The 16,943-nt window shown below is 54.9% G+C and carries 15 protein-coding genes; 6 read left to right on the top strand and 9 right to left on the bottom strand.

Annotated elements, in window-relative coordinates; all coding sequences use genetic code 11:
- Window position 1: 1 nt before the first annotated feature.
- Window positions 2–973: a 2-hydroxyacid dehydrogenase gene (locus R0137_RS03205; RefSeq protein ID WP_407328483.1), complete on the bottom strand. Its 972-nt coding sequence runs from the start codon at window positions 971–973 to the stop codon at window positions 2–4.
- A gap of 108 nt (window positions 974–1,081) precedes the next feature.
- Between R0137_RS03205 and R0137_RS03200 the strand changes: the two genes are divergently transcribed.
- The gene (locus R0137_RS03200; RefSeq protein ID WP_407328482.1) at window positions 1,082–1,768 is read left to right on the top strand and encodes a cupin domain-containing protein; all 687 of its coding nucleotides are present in this window, start codon (window positions 1,082–1,084) and stop codon (window positions 1,766–1,768) included.
- A 10-nt stretch (window positions 1,769–1,778) separates the two neighbouring features.
- On the opposite strand, the gene R0137_RS03195 is transcribed toward R0137_RS03200, so the two are convergent.
- From R0137_RS03195 to R0137_RS03165, 7 genes are all read right to left on the bottom strand, one after another.
- Window positions 1,779–2,543, bottom strand: a complete 765-nt coding sequence (locus tag R0137_RS03195; RefSeq protein WP_407328480.1) for an SDR family oxidoreductase — start codon at window positions 2,541–2,543, stop codon at window positions 1,779–1,781.
- A gap of 15 nt (window positions 2,544–2,558) precedes the next feature.
- Complete coding sequence (locus R0137_RS03190; RefSeq protein ID WP_407328478.1) at window positions 2,559–3,704, bottom strand: MFS transporter; 1,146 nt, start codon at window positions 3,702–3,704, stop codon at window positions 2,559–2,561.
- Window positions 3,705–3,779: 75 nt separating this feature from the next.
- On the bottom strand, window positions 3,780–4,337 hold the full coding sequence (locus tag R0137_RS03185; protein WP_405269215.1) for a UbiX family flavin prenyltransferase: 558 nt from the start codon (window positions 4,335–4,337) through the stop codon (window positions 3,780–3,782).
- Window positions 4,338–4,416: 79 nt separating this feature from the next.
- The gene (locus tag R0137_RS03180; RefSeq protein ID WP_407328477.1) at window positions 4,417–5,310 is read right to left on the bottom strand and encodes an alpha/beta fold hydrolase; all 894 of its coding nucleotides are present in this window, start codon (window positions 5,308–5,310) and stop codon (window positions 4,417–4,419) included.
- Window positions 5,303–6,853: a class I adenylate-forming enzyme family protein gene (locus tag R0137_RS03175; protein WP_407328475.1), complete on the bottom strand. Its 1,551-nt coding sequence runs from the start codon at window positions 6,851–6,853 to the stop codon at window positions 5,303–5,305. Before R0137_RS03175 ends, R0137_RS03180 begins: the two co-directional genes overlap by 8 nt.
- A gap of 111 nt (window positions 6,854–6,964) precedes the next feature.
- On the bottom strand, window positions 6,965–9,241 hold the full coding sequence (locus tag R0137_RS03170) for a TonB-dependent receptor (RefSeq protein ID WP_407328473.1): 2,277 nt from the start codon (window positions 9,239–9,241) through the stop codon (window positions 6,965–6,967).
- A 167-nt stretch (window positions 9,242–9,408) separates the two neighbouring features.
- Window positions 9,409–10,842 (bottom strand): sodium:solute symporter family transporter, encoded by a 1,434-nt coding sequence (locus tag R0137_RS03165; RefSeq protein ID WP_407328471.1) that lies wholly within the window; start codon window positions 10,840–10,842, stop codon window positions 9,409–9,411.
- Between the two features lie 110 nt (window positions 10,843–10,952).
- Between R0137_RS03165 and R0137_RS03160 the strand changes: the two genes are divergently transcribed.
- On the top strand, window positions 10,953–11,597 hold the full coding sequence (locus R0137_RS03160; protein ID WP_407328469.1) for a TetR/AcrR family transcriptional regulator: 645 nt from the start codon (window positions 10,953–10,955) through the stop codon (window positions 11,595–11,597).
- A gap of 97 nt (window positions 11,598–11,694) precedes the next feature.
- Here R0137_RS03160 and R0137_RS03155 read toward each other — a convergent pair whose 3' ends face one another.
- The gene (locus tag R0137_RS03155; protein ID WP_407328468.1) at window positions 11,695–12,066 is read right to left on the bottom strand and encodes a hypothetical protein; all 372 of its coding nucleotides are present in this window, start codon (window positions 12,064–12,066) and stop codon (window positions 11,695–11,697) included.
- 198 nt (window positions 12,067–12,264) lie between these two features.
- Here R0137_RS03155 and R0137_RS03150 point away from each other — a divergent pair, with 198 nt between their 5' ends.
- From R0137_RS03150 to pyk, 4 genes are all read left to right on the top strand, one after another.
- A complete protein-coding gene (locus R0137_RS03150; protein ID WP_407328466.1) occupies window positions 12,265–13,725 on the top strand; it encodes a coniferyl aldehyde dehydrogenase in 1,461 nt (486 codons plus the stop codon).
- A gap of 130 nt (window positions 13,726–13,855) precedes the next feature.
- Window positions 13,856–14,821 carry a glycerophosphodiester phosphodiesterase gene (glpQ, locus tag R0137_RS03145; protein WP_407328465.1) on the top strand — a complete coding sequence of 322 codons (966 nt, stop codon included), beginning with the start codon at window positions 13,856–13,858 and terminating at the stop codon, window positions 14,819–14,821.
- Between the two features lie 93 nt (window positions 14,822–14,914).
- Window positions 14,915–15,289 (top strand): MmcQ/YjbR family DNA-binding protein, encoded by a 375-nt coding sequence (locus R0137_RS03140; RefSeq protein WP_407328464.1) that lies wholly within the window; start codon window positions 14,915–14,917, stop codon window positions 15,287–15,289.
- A complete protein-coding gene (gene pyk / locus R0137_RS03135; RefSeq protein ID WP_407328462.1) occupies window positions 15,286–16,734 on the top strand; it encodes a pyruvate kinase in 1,449 nt (482 codons plus the stop codon). The genes R0137_RS03140 and pyk overlap by 4 nt, the downstream gene beginning before the upstream one ends.
- Window positions 16,735–16,943: the final 209 nt, after the last annotated feature.

The raw sequence follows: 16,943 nt of genomic DNA, 5'->3' as shown, positions 1-16,943 counted from the left end.
CTCAGGACTGGTAAACCTCGGGATTGACGCAGTTAGGCATCTTCTCGTTCCCAAGGGCGGCGAGCATGTTTAGCGCAGCCATATCAGCCATTTTCTCACGGGTCGCCAACGTCGCACTCCCAATGTGTGGCGTTGTGACGACGTTGGGCAGGCTCAGAAGGGGGTGATCGTCGGGAACGGGCTCTCGTTCAAAAACATCAAGCCCTGCGGCAGCTAAACGATCGTGACTGAGCGCCTCAGCCAAGGCGACTTCATCAACGATGCCGCCCCTCGCGGTATTTACCAGCACGGCGTCACGCTTCATAAGCCCCAGCCGCCGAGCATCAATAAGATTGCGCGTCTCTTCACCCAAAGCGACATTGATACTCACGAAGTCGCTGTCTGCGAGCAAGTCGTCCAACTCGACCATCTCGACTCCGGGTACATTGCGGGCACTGCGATTCCATGCAAGGACTTTCATTCCAAAGCCCGCTGCGCGTCGGGCCACGGCCTGCCCCACCTCACCAAGACCAACGATGCCGAGAGTGGATCCCGCGACGTCTTTGCCGGTAAAAAATTCTGGAGACCACGCGTTTTCTACACGCCAATGCCCGCCCCGGACAAAGTGGTCCGCCTCTACGAGTCGTCGTGCCGCGGCCAGCAACAGCGCAAAACTCGCATCTGCGGTAGTCTCAACTAGCACCCCTGGCGTATTACCTACAGCGATTCCCCGAGCGGTTGCAGCTTTAACATCAATGTGATCGACTCCCACGGACATTGACGCAATGAAGCGCAGTTGCGGATGAGTATCAAGAAGCGCCTTATCGATTCGATCCGTTAAGAGGCAAAGCAGCCCCTCGCAGTCTGTTAGCTCATCTCGCAGACTAGCGGCCGGAAGCAAGCCTGGCCCCATCCAGACGTTCATGTCGCAGTGGTCGGGCAGCTGGTGAATCTGCTCTCCGGGAAGTTGGTGTGTTACGAGTACTTTTGGCATGTCGACACTTTAGCTCAGCCGCGCAGCAACAAAAAGGGATGCGCTCCCTTCAGGGAACACTTTGACTTAGATAGCGTCCAAGTTAGATGAAAGGAATAGGGTAGAAACATGACAGCGAGCGTTTTAAACGGCGACCTGAGTCGTCGTACGACAGTAGATAGTAGTGTTCTCAAGTGGGAAGAGAGCCCTGGCGGAGAGGTGTTGCGCAAGCGTCTTCACCGTGTGGGTCCCGCGGAGAGCGGGCAGGTAACCTCTCTCGTGCGCTATAAGCCGGGCAGCAAATTCCCGGCTCACGGGCATCCCGATGGCGAGGAGATACTGGTGCTCGATGGTGTGTTTTCTGATGAGCATGGTGACTGGCCTGCGGGTACCTACTTGCTCAACCCCGCAGGTTTTAACCACGCGCCTTTTTCCAGAGATGGCTGCCTGCTGTTTGTAAAGCTGCGACAGTTCCCGGGAGCTACGCGCAAACACATTGCCCTGAACACCGAAGAGACCGAGTGGCGATCCAGCGTGAGACCCGGTGTTTCATGGAAAAAACTCTACGCTCAGGAACCGTTCACTGACCACATGCGTCTCGAACGCTGGGAAACCCCCGGCGATATCGGCACGCTCAATTTCCCCCAAGGTGCTGAGCTGTTCGTACTTCGCGGGTCATTCTCTGATGAGCATGGGAGCTACCCCGCTCACGGCTGGCTGCGCCTGCCCCCCGGTAGCTCGTTGAGCCCCGAAGGAAGCGACCCCTGCGAGTTGTACATCAAAGAAGGCGGATTCCCCTACCTCAAGGAGGCTTAGCGCCGACTGCCTAGAGCGTGAGGCCACCGTCTACAACAATGCACTCGCCATTGGTGTAGCTGCTGGCGTCGGAAACGAGATACAAAACTGTGCCGGCCATTTCCTCAGGTTCGGCGTGCCGTCCCATAGGGATTTTTTCCATGGCGGCTTTGTAGATATCGTCGTGCTCAAAGAGAGCGCCGGCGAACTTGGTTTTGGTCAATCCAGGCAGCAATGCATTGCAGCGAATACCTAGAGGGGCGCACTCCTTTGCGAAGGACTTCGTCATGCTCACTACCGCCGCTTTGGTAATACTGTAAATGCCCTGCATGGGCCCGGGTTGTAATGCGTTAATAGAGGCTGTGTTTACGATGGCGCCGCCGCCGTTTTCGCGCATGAGTCTCCCGGCTTCGACAGACATAAAGAAGTAGCCGCGAATGTTCACCTCAACAGTTTTATTGAAGGCCCCCAGATCTGTATCAAGGACATGTCCAAAGTAAGGATTGGTCGCTGCATTGTTAACGCAGATATCCAGACGTCCATGTTTACTGCGGATGTGCTCAAAAATCGCACTGATGTCTTCCATGCGACCCACGTGACAGGGGAACGCCTCTGCCTTACCAGCCGCTTCAACAATGGCATCTGCAACAGCTTGGCAGTCTTCCTGTTTGCGACTCGACACGATCACATGGGCACCGTGCTGCGCTAGCAACCGAGCGACAGCTTCGCCAATGCCTCGACTTGCGCCGGACACCAGCGCGATCTTGCCACTCAAATCAAACATCGATTTAGCCATGAGTTTCTCCTGTATCTAAGGGTTAACGGTTTCATCGAATTCGGGGACGGGCCGTTTTGGCCAATGACTAAAGGCCCAGAGCCAATAAAAGGCTACCATCGCCAGCGGCAGGGACCAGGCCAGTCGGAAGCCACCGACTGTGAGTAGAACGCCCGCCAATATAGGCCCAAGAACTCGGCCCCAGGCTGCGGCAGCGCTCGCCGCCCCCATCATCCTGCCGCGCAATTCCGGTGCGCTTCGCTGACTGGCAAAGGAATTGAGTACAGGCATGCACAACGTCGCCCCCGTGAGCGCAACGAGTACCGAGCCCACCATACTAAATGCGCCACTAGCAAAAACGGCCATGAGCAGACCGACAAAGAAACCGCTTACGCAGGTGCGCAGAAGCCTGAGCTCACCCATGAGCTTCACAAGAGGGCCCATAAACAGTCCCTGAGTAAGCGCCATGATCGCTCCCTGGACGCCAAAAACAATGCCTACCTCGCGGGCACTCCAATCCAACAAGGCATAAACCCATAAGGGAAACAGATAGGTCGCAGCGCTGACGCTAGCGGTATGGAATACATACTGCAGCATCAGCAATCGGCTCTGAGTCTGGCGCAACACGCTCCAAAGGGACAGCTTACTCCGCGCATCTCGAGGCTGATCTTCATTTCGAAAGTGAGACTCGGGCAAGAAAAACCACGCGGCAACAACTGCAAGGACTGACATGACCGCTGCCAACAGACAGGGAACCACAAAGCTTCCATCGGGACCCGAGAGAAGGCCGCCCAATACTGGCCCAAGCACCAGACCCAAGCCAAAAGACGCGCCGATCATTCCCATACCCCGGGCTCGCTCCGCAGGGGGCGTGATGTCTGCCATCATCGCTGAGGCAACACCGAAGTTTCCCGCCATCAAACCCGCAAAGGCTCGAGCCACATAAATCATAGCCAGACTCTCGGCTGACGCGAGGAGTAAGTAAGCAGCGGCCGCACCGGAGGTACAAATCATCAGGACGGGTTTACGGCCGATGTGATCAGAGAGTTTGCCCCACCAGGGCCCCGCCACACCCGCGCATATGGCGTAGCAGGCGATGATCATCGCGATGTCAAAATCACTGGCGCCAAGCTTTGGGGATAGGAAGGGCAAAATCGGAATGACGATGCCAAAGCCGATCATGTCCAGCAACACTACGGCGAACAGTAAAAGTCCATGGCGTCGAAAATCCGGCTTAGGTGAAGATACGCTGATCGCTCAGCCCTGCCAGCGGCTAATAGACGTCTCGCTGATTCCAAAGAGATCAAGGCTGCGGCCAACACTCTGGGTAACCGACTCTTCAAGGCTCTTCACGCCGGTATAAAAGGCCGGGACGGGAGGCGCAATGACGGCGCCCATCTCTGAGAGAGAGGTCATAGTCCGCAGGTGGCCCGTATGTAAAGGCGTCTCTCTTACCATGAGAACCAGGCGACGGCGCTCTTTGAGCACAACATCTGCGGCACGGGTAAGTAGCGTGGAGGTCACCCCCGTAGCAATCTCTGACATAGTGCGAACCGAGCACGGCGCAATGAGCATACCGTCGGTGATAAAAGATCCGCTGGCAATCGCGGCGCCGACGTTCTTAACCGGATAAACCACGTCAGCATGAGACTTGAGCTCTTCAGCACTCATATCCAATTCGTGGTGGAGGGTGAGCTCTGCCGACTTGCTCATTACCAGATGTGATTCCACACCCGCTTCTTTTAGCATTTGCAGTGCCCGCAAACCCAGCACAATGCCTGAGGCTCCGCTGATTCCAACGATAATTCTACGCATGGCAGCTCCTAATCTGTGGGGCTGCACTCTAGCAGGACACTCGCCCCGGGCACAGTGAGCGTATACACCGACGTCGACTCTAGGGGGAATCTACCGTGGAAAAGAAGTCGTCGATTGCGGCTACGGAAGGGGCCTCGTCCAACATTGGGGCGTGGCCACGATCAGGCACGTTCAAAACTTTAAGCGCAGGAGCGATTTCCTGCATTTTCTCAACGCAATCCAACGCTAGCAGATCACTTATCGCCCCCCTCACCACTAACATCGGGATGGAAGCCATATTGGCAAACAACGGCCATAGATTGGGAGGCACGGCATTGGATTCTGTCTGGACTACTGCTTGCGCGATAGCGGCGTCATGGGCCAGTTCGGGTACCCCGTCCACTTCCTTATAGAGCCCCTTTGTAAATCGCAGCCACTCCTCATCAGTGTAAAGAGGAAAGGCTGATTCATTGATCTCTCGGGTCTGGGCGACGGCGTCATCCCAACTGCGAATCTGGCGACGCTTGCCCACGTAATTCTTGATTCGATTCAGACCGACCGGGTCCAGCTCGGGACCAATATCATTTAGCACTACGGCAGCGAATCGCTCGGGCTGCGCATTTGCCATTAGCATCGCCATCAGCCCGCCCATGGAGGTACCAATAACCAGCATCCTGGGAAGGGCGAGCTTATCGAGCAGGGTGAACATATCGCCCACATAGGTCGCAGGCATGTAGTTCGCCGGATCGCTGTCGTAATCAGATAAACCACGGCCACGCTGATCAACGCTTATCACCCTTCGGGCCTTAGAAAGATGCGCTGCGATCCAGGCAAAGTCTGCCGAGTTGCGCGTCAATCCGTGCATGCATAAAACAGGCAAGAGCGTGGACGACTCGGGTCCGGGATAGTCTCTCGCATAGAGCCGCAGACCATCGGCGCTGTCATACCAAACATCTTTGTAAGGGGCACCAAAGTCATTCCCTATTTCAGGCATAGCGTTTATCTCCGTACTGAATGCGTAGCTCCCGCTTGAGTATCTTGCCGTTGGGATTGCGCGGCAACTCTTCGATTTGGAGGCACGCAGTTAAACGCTGCTGCTTACCCAGTCGCTGGTTAGCCCAATCCAACAGCGCTTCCATCGTCACACTCTCATCGCGGGGCACCACCAGGGCAATGGGCGTCTCACCCCAGCGTTCGCTACTTGCTCCGATCACTGCTACATCCTCAACATCCGGGTGCGTCACCAGAATCGCTTCGATATCCTGAGGGTAAATGTTCTGCCCCCCCGACAGTATCATGTCTTTCTTGCGGTCTACGATAAACAGGAATCCCTGGTGATCCAGGTGACCGATATCACCGGAGCGAAGCCAAACCTGTCCTTCGTCATCGACATAGCGGGCGGCGGCGTTAGCATCCTCGCGCTGCCAATAGCCGGGCATGGTTATACGGCCTCGGGACACAATTTCGCCAGCCTGGCCCGGCGGGCAAGGCCGGTCATCATCGCCCACAATGAGTATGTCGGTCCCCAAAAGCGGCTTCCCTACGGAGGACCAGCGCCCCTGCGCATCCTCAGGATCCAAAGTAGTGATAATGCCTTCGGTTAAGCCATAGAGCTCAATAATCCCGCAGGAGAACGTATCAAAAAGTGATCTTTTCAAACCCTCATGAAGCGGCGATCCGCAGCTCATCATCGCGTGCATGCTCGACAAGTCATGGGGTGAATCGGCTTGAGCTTCAAGAACGCGCTGAAACTGAATGGGCACCATCGCGGTGTGAGTAATTGCCTCTGACTCGACAGTGTCCAAAAAGCTCAGCGCTTCAAAGCGCGAATGTACCACTAAGGACCCACCGGCCAACAAAGTGCAAAGCATCGCTACCCAGGAGATGTTCGAATAAAGGCCAATAGTCAGCAGTGTCCGAGCGGCGCCGTGGTACCGCAGTGCTATCGCTAAGTCATAGGCCCAGTCACGACGACCTCCGTGGGTATGCAAAATCCCTTTTGGAAGCCCCGTCGTGCCCGAGCTATAAATGATGTTCAGCGGGGAGTCGTGGTTAAGACGGATATTCGGAAGCGTCTCCGGCTGATCTTTGGAGAGCCAGTCCATAGAATGCCACTCTGGGGACTCCCCGTCGCTAATGCACAGAATTCCCGCTGGCAATCGCGGGAGCAAGGCAGCTAAGCGAGCACGGTGCTCGTCGCTAACAATGAGTGCCCGAATACCTGCATCACCCAGCATAGCGACGATAGCATCATCGGATACCGAGGTATTCAGCGGTACAGATACGGTGCCAGCGGCAAGTGTGCCGAAAAGAGCCGTCAGCATGGGATAGCCGTTGCTCATAAAGACACCGACTCGGTCGCCGGGCTTCAGCTCCGCCGAAAGAAGGCCATGGGCAAAACGATGGTTGTCTGCCACAAACTCCTGCCAGGTCTTTCGGCTGTCTCCGGCCAATACGGCGAGGCGCTCAGACCGCCATTTCGCGTGGAGTGCGAGAATTTCGGGCAACAGCGGAGACTGCGAAGGAAATTCGCTCATCACTTTGTCCTCAGGTACTTCCTCAGGTTCGTCCTTAAGTACGTTCTCCGGAAAAAATCCTGCGCCGCCCCTAAAGACGACGCAGGCAACTATCTGCCGGACATACGAGACCTACTGGAAGCGGTACTCGACCGTGACGTAACCCGTAGTGGGCGGACCAAAGAAGACCGTGGTGTTGTTCTCAAGACCTAAGGATGAGGGACAGCCACTGGTACCAAAGCAATAACCTGCCGTGCGATATTCCTCATCCGTCAGGTTTTTGCCGTAGAAACCGACAAGCCAGTTTTCGTCACCGCTAGTCCAGACGATACTGGCGTTTAGCAAGCCGTAGGCGTCCTGATCAAGGTCTTCCGCAGCGATCTCAAACTGCTGCACATCCCCTTTGTAGGAGTAGTTGGTGTTAATCAACAGCGTCCCACCAGCGAGATCTGTGTTGTAGCTCAAGCCTACAAACGCCATCTCTTCAGGCGTGTTCTGAATGTCCCGGTCGTTCGAGACATCGATGCCACCGACGATATATTCCTTGAATGACGCATCAAGCAAGCTTGCAGAGAACTGCATGCTCCAGTGCTCGGTAAACAGCAGATTACCCTCTACTTCGATACCAGAAATTTCTGATTGCCCGGCATTAGTTACCGTTCCGACAAAACTGTCGTTGATGCCGTCGCCATCGCTGTCAATAGCGACTGAGCCGGGGATCTGCATATCCTGGTAGTCACTGTAGAACAATGCGACGTTGGTGATCGCTCGACCGTCCCACCAAGTAGACTTAAGGCCCACTTCCCAGGAATCGAGCTCTTCAGGATCAAAGCCCTCTTCAACTGCGGGAGTTGCAAAGTTTGCGCCTCGGGGATCAAAGCTGCCGGCCTTCCAGCCCTGACTATAGCCACCATAAACCGTAACATCTTCGTTCACGGCATAGCTCAAATTCGCGCGCGGCGAAAAGTCGTAGTAGGTTCTTTGAGCTTCGTAGTCACTGGTTGCCGCTAGCAAGATTGCACTGTCGTTGCCGAAGAATGGAGAGCCCGTACCCAAATAAGTACCGCGGAAAATGTCTGCCGTGCGCTCATCTTCGGTGTAACGCCCGCCCACCGAAAGGGACCAGCGATCCGTAAGCTCATAGGTCAAATCACCAAACACCGACCAGGACTCAGTCTCTACCACCCCACCGGTATATGCCGTAAGGCCACCGGGCGCCAAGAGGCCAAGAACAACGTCAAAGTCGTTGGAGGCTTCAGCATCAAGATAGTAATAACCCAGCACAAGGTTCCAGCGATCCGTATTCCATAGCAGCTGGAACTCCTGACTGAATTGCTCGTTGTCATAGATAACCGGCGCATCAAAATCCGGGGTAGCAAGGCTGTCGAAGTCAATCACGGACTCCGTAAGATCTTCTCGACCCGCGGTGATTGAGCGCAGCGTCATGGTGTCGCTCAGATTCCAGTCGATAGAGGCTGACCAGCCCTCAGACTCAACCTGGTTGTTGCCGTTAATACCCGCGGTAGAAGGCAAAACACTCGCCCCCGCGTTGGTGTCAAAAACATCGCTCGGTGAGGGCGTACCACTGAACGCTCCCGGATAGGGGCGCCAACCGGCTACAGCCGAGGATTGATCGTCGGTATTGTCGTAAGAAACGCGAACAAGAAGGTCTTCCGAAGGCTCCCACTCAGCAGACAGCCGGTATCCAAAAATATCCTTATCGTACTGCTCGCCCCCGGTAAACAGGTTGTCGCCAAAACCGTCGCGATTGAAAGACGCCACGGTCGCGCCTACACGGAAGCTGTCGCCCACAGGTACGGAAACTGTGCCCACCAGATCAGCCTGGTTGTAGGTGCCGTAGGAAGCGCGAAGACTTGCCTCGACCTCGTCAGACAGACGGCGAGTAACATATTTAATCGCACCACCCACCGCGTTGCGGCCGTAGAGCGTGCCCTGAGGACCCCGAAGCACCTCGATTCGCTCTACGTCATAGATATCCAGCAAAGCGCCTTGGGGTCGGGCGAGATAAACGTCGTCCAGATACAGCGCTACGCCCTGCTCAAAACCAGCGAGGGGGTCCTGCTGCCCTACACCACGAATGAACGCGGTCAGGGTGGTATTCGTTGCCCGGGAAGGCTCAAGAGTCACACTCGGCACTGACTGCGCCAGTTCAGTAATGTCCTGAGATCCGGCAAGCCGCAGCGCATCTCCACTTAGCGAGGTCACTGCGATGGGAACATCCTGCAAGTTCTCAGAACGGCGCCGGGCCGTAACCAGAACTTCTTCCAAGGCCAGAGTCGGCTCCTCGGACTGTGCTGATACTAACGGCGAAGACGTAGCGCACAGCATAAGGGATGCAAGGGTTGTAGCAGCAATAAGCGGTTTTCGAGTGGGGGCTCTATACGGCATAGCGGACACCTGTAACGTTATAAGTTATATGGGCGCCGTGTGTCGGGGCGCCTAGGTAGTTTTACGGTTGTTCTACGTACTCAACTTCGTTTTTCAACACCCGTTGAATATTTGCCAAGCCTATTCAACAGGTGTTGAAGTGTCAAGATGTGAAAATTACGACTTAGCTACTGTGTGCTTTTATCGCCACGGGTCACGGCAAGCCCAAACAGCCCAAAGATGAGTGAGGCGAAAATACCGTAGGTAGCCGATATGGCGGGGTTCGCAATACCGACCACCAAATTGAAGAACAGATGGAGGCCAAGCCCCAGAGCAGCGGCAATCGCAACAACCCACAAGGGAATATGGCGACGCACAAGAACACCAAAAAGCACGGGCACAAGAGATGCCGCCGCGAGACCATAAACACCCTTCTGAGCGAAGAGTCCGATGAGGGGCGGCGGGTTCCAGGCGAGCAATACACCTACGAGCCCCACCGCGATCAATACCCAGCGGGAGAGCACCAAGCCGTTACTGGACTCTCCCGCGAGGGGTTTGACGATGTCGTTAACCACCATTGCAGAGAGCGCAACGAGGATCCCGTCGAGGGTGCTCATCCCGGCGGCGAGCAGCGTCAAAAAGATAAAGACCAGCACATACTCACCCCAGGGAGAGCTGGAAAACTCGTGCAGGAGATATTCGCGGACCACTGTGTCCTGAGCATCAATCTCAAGACCTGCTAGCCGCGCATAAAATCCAATCATCAGCATCAAGGTGAACAGAGTGCCCACCACAGCCGTAGTCCCGATAAATTTACCTACGTCCCGCTCGCTACGCAGATACAGCACCTTAGTAAGAATGTGCGGTTGTAGCATCAGTGCAAAAGTTACGACAAAGCCGCTTATGAACACTGAAAAGAAACTGAAGTACAGCGAGCTGCCTTGATTAAATGCTTCCGCGTAATTCTCCCCAACCGCCCGAAGCGCAGCGCCTGGGTCACCAGAGAAATATTTAAAACCTTGCAGGAACAGCGCTATGGTGACTGCCAGCATCATGATGCCCTGCAGCGTATTGGTATAGGCGTGGGCGTAGGTTCCGCCCATAAGGACGTAAGAAAAAACAAACAGCAAAACCAGCACCAAGGCAGTCTTTTGCTCGATGGGAAACAGCCCCGTCATTAACAAACTGCAGCCCACAAGGATCAACACAACAAAGGTAATGGACAGCAAATTGATTAATGCGAAGAACAGACTAAAACCGCGATGGTTGTAACGGTAGTAAATCCACTGCGGAATAGTCAGCGCGCCGCCTGCCTCCCCCAAGCGCAGAAAGCCTCGGGCCAGTACTAAAAATGCACTGAGTATTCCCAAAGAACCCGCCACCCCAAAATGCAGATAGGCAGACAAGCCATGCTCGTAAACAAACCCCGGGTTAATCACAAATGTTGCGGTAGAAGAGATAGATGCCGCTAAGGTAATGCCCACCAGATAAGGACTCATATCCTTGTTACCGATGGCGAAGCCCTCAACGTTGCGCGTACGCCGCATGCCAACGAAGGACAACCAGTACACCAGAGCAACGTATCCGAAGGTTAAGGCATACTTAAAAAACTCGGCAGACATTGTTGTTATTTCCCGGCGATTTCTGACAGACTATTCAACAAGCGTTGAATATACAAGCTTGTCCCCTTTGGTAGAGATCGGCCAAACGGCAACCGATACAAGGAGCCGCAATGACAGAAAAGAACAGCGTCCCCAAACGAGACCGGATCCTGGATGCCGCCGAGGAGCTGTTTGCAGAGCACGGCTACGACGGGGTAACACTGCGCCGTATCGCAACAGCGGCGGGTGTGGACGTGGCTCTTGCCAACTATCACTTTGGTAAAAAGCTGGATCTTTTTCAGGCGGTTTTTAACCGTCGTGCCGAGCTGCTCAACGGTGCACGGCGTGAAGCGCTCCACGACTGTCAAAAAAAGGCAGGGACGAAAGGGCCAAGCGTAGAGCAAATAATAGAAGCATTTTTAAGACCCCTGGAGCTCACTCAAGAAACAGGGGATGAAGGCTGGAGGCACTATCTTGCCCTGATCGCCTATATCAACAACTCTCCCTACTGGGGCCCCCGGATGATGTCCTCGCTCTTTGATGAGTTGGTACAGGAGTTCATAAAGGCGCTGAAAAAAGCGCTGCCGAAAGCAAGCGAAGCGGACATTTACTGGTGCTATCACAACCTTTCGGGTGCATTGACCCTGACTCTGGCCAACACCGGCCGTATCGATAAGCTATCTCAAGGGCAATGCCACAGTGCTGACTTTCAAGCGGCTTACGACCACATGATTCCCTTCACTGCGGCAGGTTTTCGGAAAATTTGTAGCAGCTGACCAAACGGAACAGAGCGTTATAGATTTAGCGTTGCAGGCACAGCGTAGTATTCTTTTTCGCACTATCAGCGCGATAAACGCTTGCTAGTTTGAATTCTCACTGCCGAGGAGGCACTGAGGGCGCAGAAATGGCCAGCTCGTGCTTAAAATCTTTCTCTATTTGCTGCTGAAGTTCGTAACGTCCCGTACCACGCCGCTCGGTAGAGTCGCGCATACGATCGCGATAGCGCTGCTTACGATTAGACGCCACCGCTGCCGTAAAACGTTCGGGCTCCAACTCCCCCGCTATAAGCGCCTCCACCACCGCGATGTCAACGCCAAGGCGGTAGGCGATGCGGTTGGGACGGATCTGGTGCGCGTGGAACTTTGCCACCGCAACCAGCTGCTGATCCGAATCCAGGGTGCACTCCCGAGAGTACCCAAAGGGTGGAGATGGCGTTCGGGTGTCGTGTTCGCAACTTTGAGACATCGGCGCTTTCTAGCACCGCTTCTCGGCCTTGGCAAGGCGAAGTCCAATCCATAACGTTTGCTGGCCGTCAAAAGCGGAGAAATAAGCATAATCTGACCGTAAAAACTGATTCCTTTGATGCTCCAGAAATTGGTCAAAAAATGCGCATTCCGACTATACTTGTCGGCTACATCAAATAACGATTAATGGAGAGTAACCATGAACGCACCGCAATCCGCGACAAACGTTGCCGACGCCGAGATGCTCATGCAGAGCGTGCTTGAAGCACAACGCAGTGACTACACGGCCGAAGGTGGCGTCAGCGCCGCAACCCGTCGAGATCGTCTCCAACGCGGCATTGATGTGTGTGTGAAATATCAAGACAAAGTGGTTGACGCTCTAAACACAGATTTCAGCTGTCGGTCCCGAGAAGTTAGCCTGCTAACGGATGTAGCTGCCTCCATCACCCCAATGAAGCACTGCATGAAGCATCTCGAAAAGTGGATGCGCACCGAAAAGCGTCCAACAATGTTTCCACTGAATCTTCTCGGTGGACGCTCCACCATTGAATATCAGCCTCTGGGCGTTGTAGGCGTTATTTCGCCTTGGAACTTCCCTGTCAATCTTACTTTTGCCCCTTTGGCGGGGATTTTGGCTGCGGGTAACCGCGCGATGATCAAGCCATCGGAGTTCACTCCAGCCACTTCAGAAGTTATGGCGGAAATGGTCGCTGAAGCATGGGACGAAAAAGAAGTCGCAATCTTCACCGGCGGTCCAGAAGTCGGCCAGGCGTTCTCAGGTCTGCCCTTTGACCACATGATCTTTACCGGAGCGACAAGTATCGCCCGTCATATTATGGCCGCGGCGGCGCGCAACCTCGTACCCGTCACTTTGGAGCTGGGCGGAAAGTCACCGGTAATCATCTCCCGGGACGTAGACCTGCAGATGGCGGCGCAGCGAATTATGCTGGGCAAAACGCTCAATGCCGGCCAGATCTGTCTGGCTCCGGATTATCTGATGGTGCCAGAGGAGCGCCTTAGCGACGTTGTGGAGGCGCTCAAGTCTGTAACTGAAGAGATGTATCCCAAGCTTTTGGATAACCCTGAGTACACCTCGGTTGTTAACGAGCGTCATTTCCAGCGCTTAAACGGCTATCTGGCAGATGCGGCGGAACGTGGCATCACTGCAACGCCTATCAATCCTGCCAACGAGGACTTCTCGTCGCAGGAGGGTACGCACAAGATTCCACCCACGCTACTCGTCAATCCTCCCGAGGACAGCAAAGTGATGGAAGAGGAAATCTTCGGGCCTCTACTGCCAATCCGCACCTATAAGGATTTCTCAGAGACCATCGACTACGTCAACGCACACCCCAGGCCTCTGGGCGCCTACTACTTCGGTAAGGACAAAGCCGAAGAAGAGGCCGTGCTCAAGCGCACAACCTCGGGTGGCGTCACGGTCAATGACGTGATCATGCACATCATGCAGGAAGAACTTCCCTTCGGGGGCGTTGGGCCCAGCGGCATGGGTTCATACCACGGCCATGATGGTTTCAAGACCTTTAGTCACGCGAAATCGATCTACCGTCAGTCGCGCTTCAACATTGGCAAGTTGGGCGGCATGCTGCCTCCCTATAACTCGACCACCGAGAAGACCATCAAAATGCAGGTCAAAAACTAGGTAGCAGGAAAAATCCAAAAGCGGATTACCGAGTCAAGCCGTGCAACGGTCCCAACCTACCCGCGCACGGTTTAGCTGTTACCTCAGGCGTGTTTGTCTGCTCTGCGTGTTAACTCAGGGAGTGAGCGCTTTGGCCATCGAAAGACCCATCATCATCGCTCACCGCGGGGCTAGCGGTTACCTTCCGGAACACACCCTGCCTGCGAAGGCCTTGGCTCACGCTCTGAAGGCAGATTTTATCGAACAAGATGTGGTGCTGACTTCCGACGGCGTGCCCATCGTGTTGCACGACATCCACCTGGAATCGACTACCAACGTCGCCAGCGTGTTCCCGCGCAGAGCCCGGGACGACGGCCGCTTCTATGCCATCGACTTTAGCTTGGCAGAAATCCGCCAGCTGCGAGCCCATGAACGACGAAAGCCCGACGGAACAGCGGTGTTCCCTACGCGCTTCCCTGCCATTGACGGACTTTCGGGCGTACCCACTCTCGCGGAAGAGATTGCTCTCATTGAGGGACTCAACCAAAGTCGTGAACACCAGGCCGGGCTGTATGTTGAAATGAAAGCCAGCGCCTTTCACCGTAACGAGGGACAGGACCTCCCCGGCGCGGTCATGACAGTGTTAAAGGACAGCGGCTGGGCGAACCGTACTGATCTCGTTTTTCTGCAGAGCTTCGAACCCGAGGCATTGCGCCAGCTTAAGTACGAACACAAAACGGTCTTGCCGCTAATCCAGCTCATTGCCGAGAACGCCTGGGACGAAAACGGCAGTGTCGACTTCGATGCCATGCGCAGTGATGCCGGCCTGGATGCGGTGGCCGAGTATGCCGACGGCATCGGTCCCTGGCTGATGCAGCTCTACAGTGGCCCAAACGATGAGGGCGAAGCACGACTCACTGATCTGGCTCGCCGCGCCAAAGAAAGAGGACTTCTCATTCATCCCTACACTTTTCGGGCAGACCAATTACCTCCCGGCATAGACAGTTTCGAAGAGCTGCATCGTTTGTTCTTTGAAGATTTACAGGTAGACGGCGTGTTTAGCGATTTTCCCGACCAAAGCCGGACTCTGAGCGAGTGTTTTTCAACGCGCCCATAGCAATAGCCTTGTGGTAGCGACGACTATCACAGCCTCTGCCGCAGGCTACGCCCGTCAGAAAACTAAAGTTTTGAACTGTTGGTGATCTCTGCCTTGAACTACGATGAAGCGCGCGCATACCTTCTGAAACGCCCAGAGGCCTGGGAAGATTACCCTTTTGGTCCGGGTGTTGCGGTATTGAAGGTGCTGGAAAAAATGTTTGCCACGCTGGGTACAGAAGATGGCGTAGCGAGAATGAACCTCAAATGTGATCCCGACGAGGCGGTCATGCTGCGGGACATTTTCGAGGCGGTGCTGCCGGGCTATCACATGAATAAGCGACACTGGAACACGGTGGTCCTCGATGGCAGCATTCCGCGGGGCGAGATTGAACGCATGATCGACAATTCCTACGCGCTGGTCCTTCGGGGAATACCCAGCAAGCAGCGCAAAGCCTTACAAATGAGAACAGGGCAGAACATCACGTGAGTAATAAGGTAAACAGGCGCACCAAAATAGTTGCGACCATTGGCCCAGCCAGCGAAAGTGCCGACGCCATAGGGCGCTTGCTAGAAGCCGGTGTCGATGTTTTTCGGCTCAACTTCAGCCACGGCACAGTAGACCAGCACGCCGCTGTCGCTGAGCGTATTCGCAAGCAATCCGCGGCGCATGGTCGCTATGTCGGCATCCTCGCTGACCTTCAAGGTCCTAAAATCCGTATTAGTAGTTTTAGCGCAGGCAGTATCAAACTGGCTGTGGGTGATCGATTTCGGCTGGACAGTACCATTGAGGAAGACAGCGGCGATCAACGGGGAGTGAGCTTTAGTTACCTGCCCATGCTGGACAGCCTGGAACGAGGCGACATTCTGCTACTGGACGACGGTCGTATCCGTCTGCGCGTTGACGACGTTGAGAAGTCAGCGGTGGATTGCACCGTCACTGTGGGCGGGAAGCTGGGTTCTAAAAAGGGCATCAATCGCCTCGGCGGCGGTATCGCAGCACCCGCGCTCACCGAGAAAGATATCGGCGATATCGCTGGTCTCGGCAGAATTTTACCTGACTACGTAGCGATCTCTTTCGTCTCCAGCCTGGAGGACATTCAGCATGCCAAATCGCTGCTGACCGCACAGGACTTAGCAGTTGCAGTTATCGCCAAGATCGAACGCGCGGAGGTAGTCGCGGACGACAGCATACTCAATGGCATTCTTGAAGCATCCGACGGCGTTATGGTCGCCAGGGGAGACTTGGGCGTAGAGGTCGGTGACGCTGAACTCATCGGCATTCAAAAGGATCTAATCTCTCGCGCGCGCCGCATGGATCGCCTGGTGATCACGGCCACGCAGATGATGGAGTCTATGATCAGTAGCTCTATGCCCACCCGCGCCGAGGTGTTCGATGTTGCCAATGCGGTACTGGATGGAACAGACGCCGTCATGCTCTCTGCAGAGACGGCCGTTGGCGAATACCCCGTAGACGTAGTGAAAGCCATGGCCGACGCCGCTTTGGGTGCAGAGCGGCACCCGGTGGCGCGCACATCCCGCTACCGACTGGAGCGTCAGTTTTCGAGCCCACAGGAAACTATCGCCATGTCGGCAATCTACGCGGCCAATCACTACAGCAATGTCCGAGGTATAGCCTGCCTGACTGAGTCAGGAACCACGCCACTGCTCATGTCTCGTTTGAGCTCAGGGCTGCCCATCTTTGCGCTTTCTAATAAGCCCAGCACGCTCTCGCGGCTCAGCCTTTGTAGAGGGGTGATTCCGCTGTACTTCGATGCTGACTCCTTCGAGCACGAGGACATCGAAATGAGCGCCATTGAGTATCTTCGCGACAACGACCTTCTGTCCAAAGGAGATGCCCTCTTGATGACCAGAGGAGAAGTTATGGGCACCTCCGGAAGCACCAACATCATGAAAATTCTTCCGGTCGCCTAAGCTAGGGTAAGCTCCCCAAACAGGCTATTTAATGCAGCAAGCGCATTCCTACAGGTAGTGCTACACTTAGGACGCTGTCTTGAACAGCAGGTTTATCCGGACATCGACACAAGAACGAAAAAGTACAAACGTTGTTGAATACGAAATCTTACGTCACGCCCTCGCAGATCCTGCGATCGTCTAATTCCTACACCATTGAAGGCTGGGGA

This window comes from Congregibacter brevis (assembly GCF_045689245.1).
In the GTDB taxonomy this organism is placed as follows: domain Bacteria; phylum Pseudomonadota; class Gammaproteobacteria; order Pseudomonadales; family Halieaceae; genus Congregibacter; species Congregibacter brevis.
The sequence above is the reverse complement of the archived record's forward strand: the minus strand, read 5'-3'. Positions and strand labels throughout refer to the sequence as shown.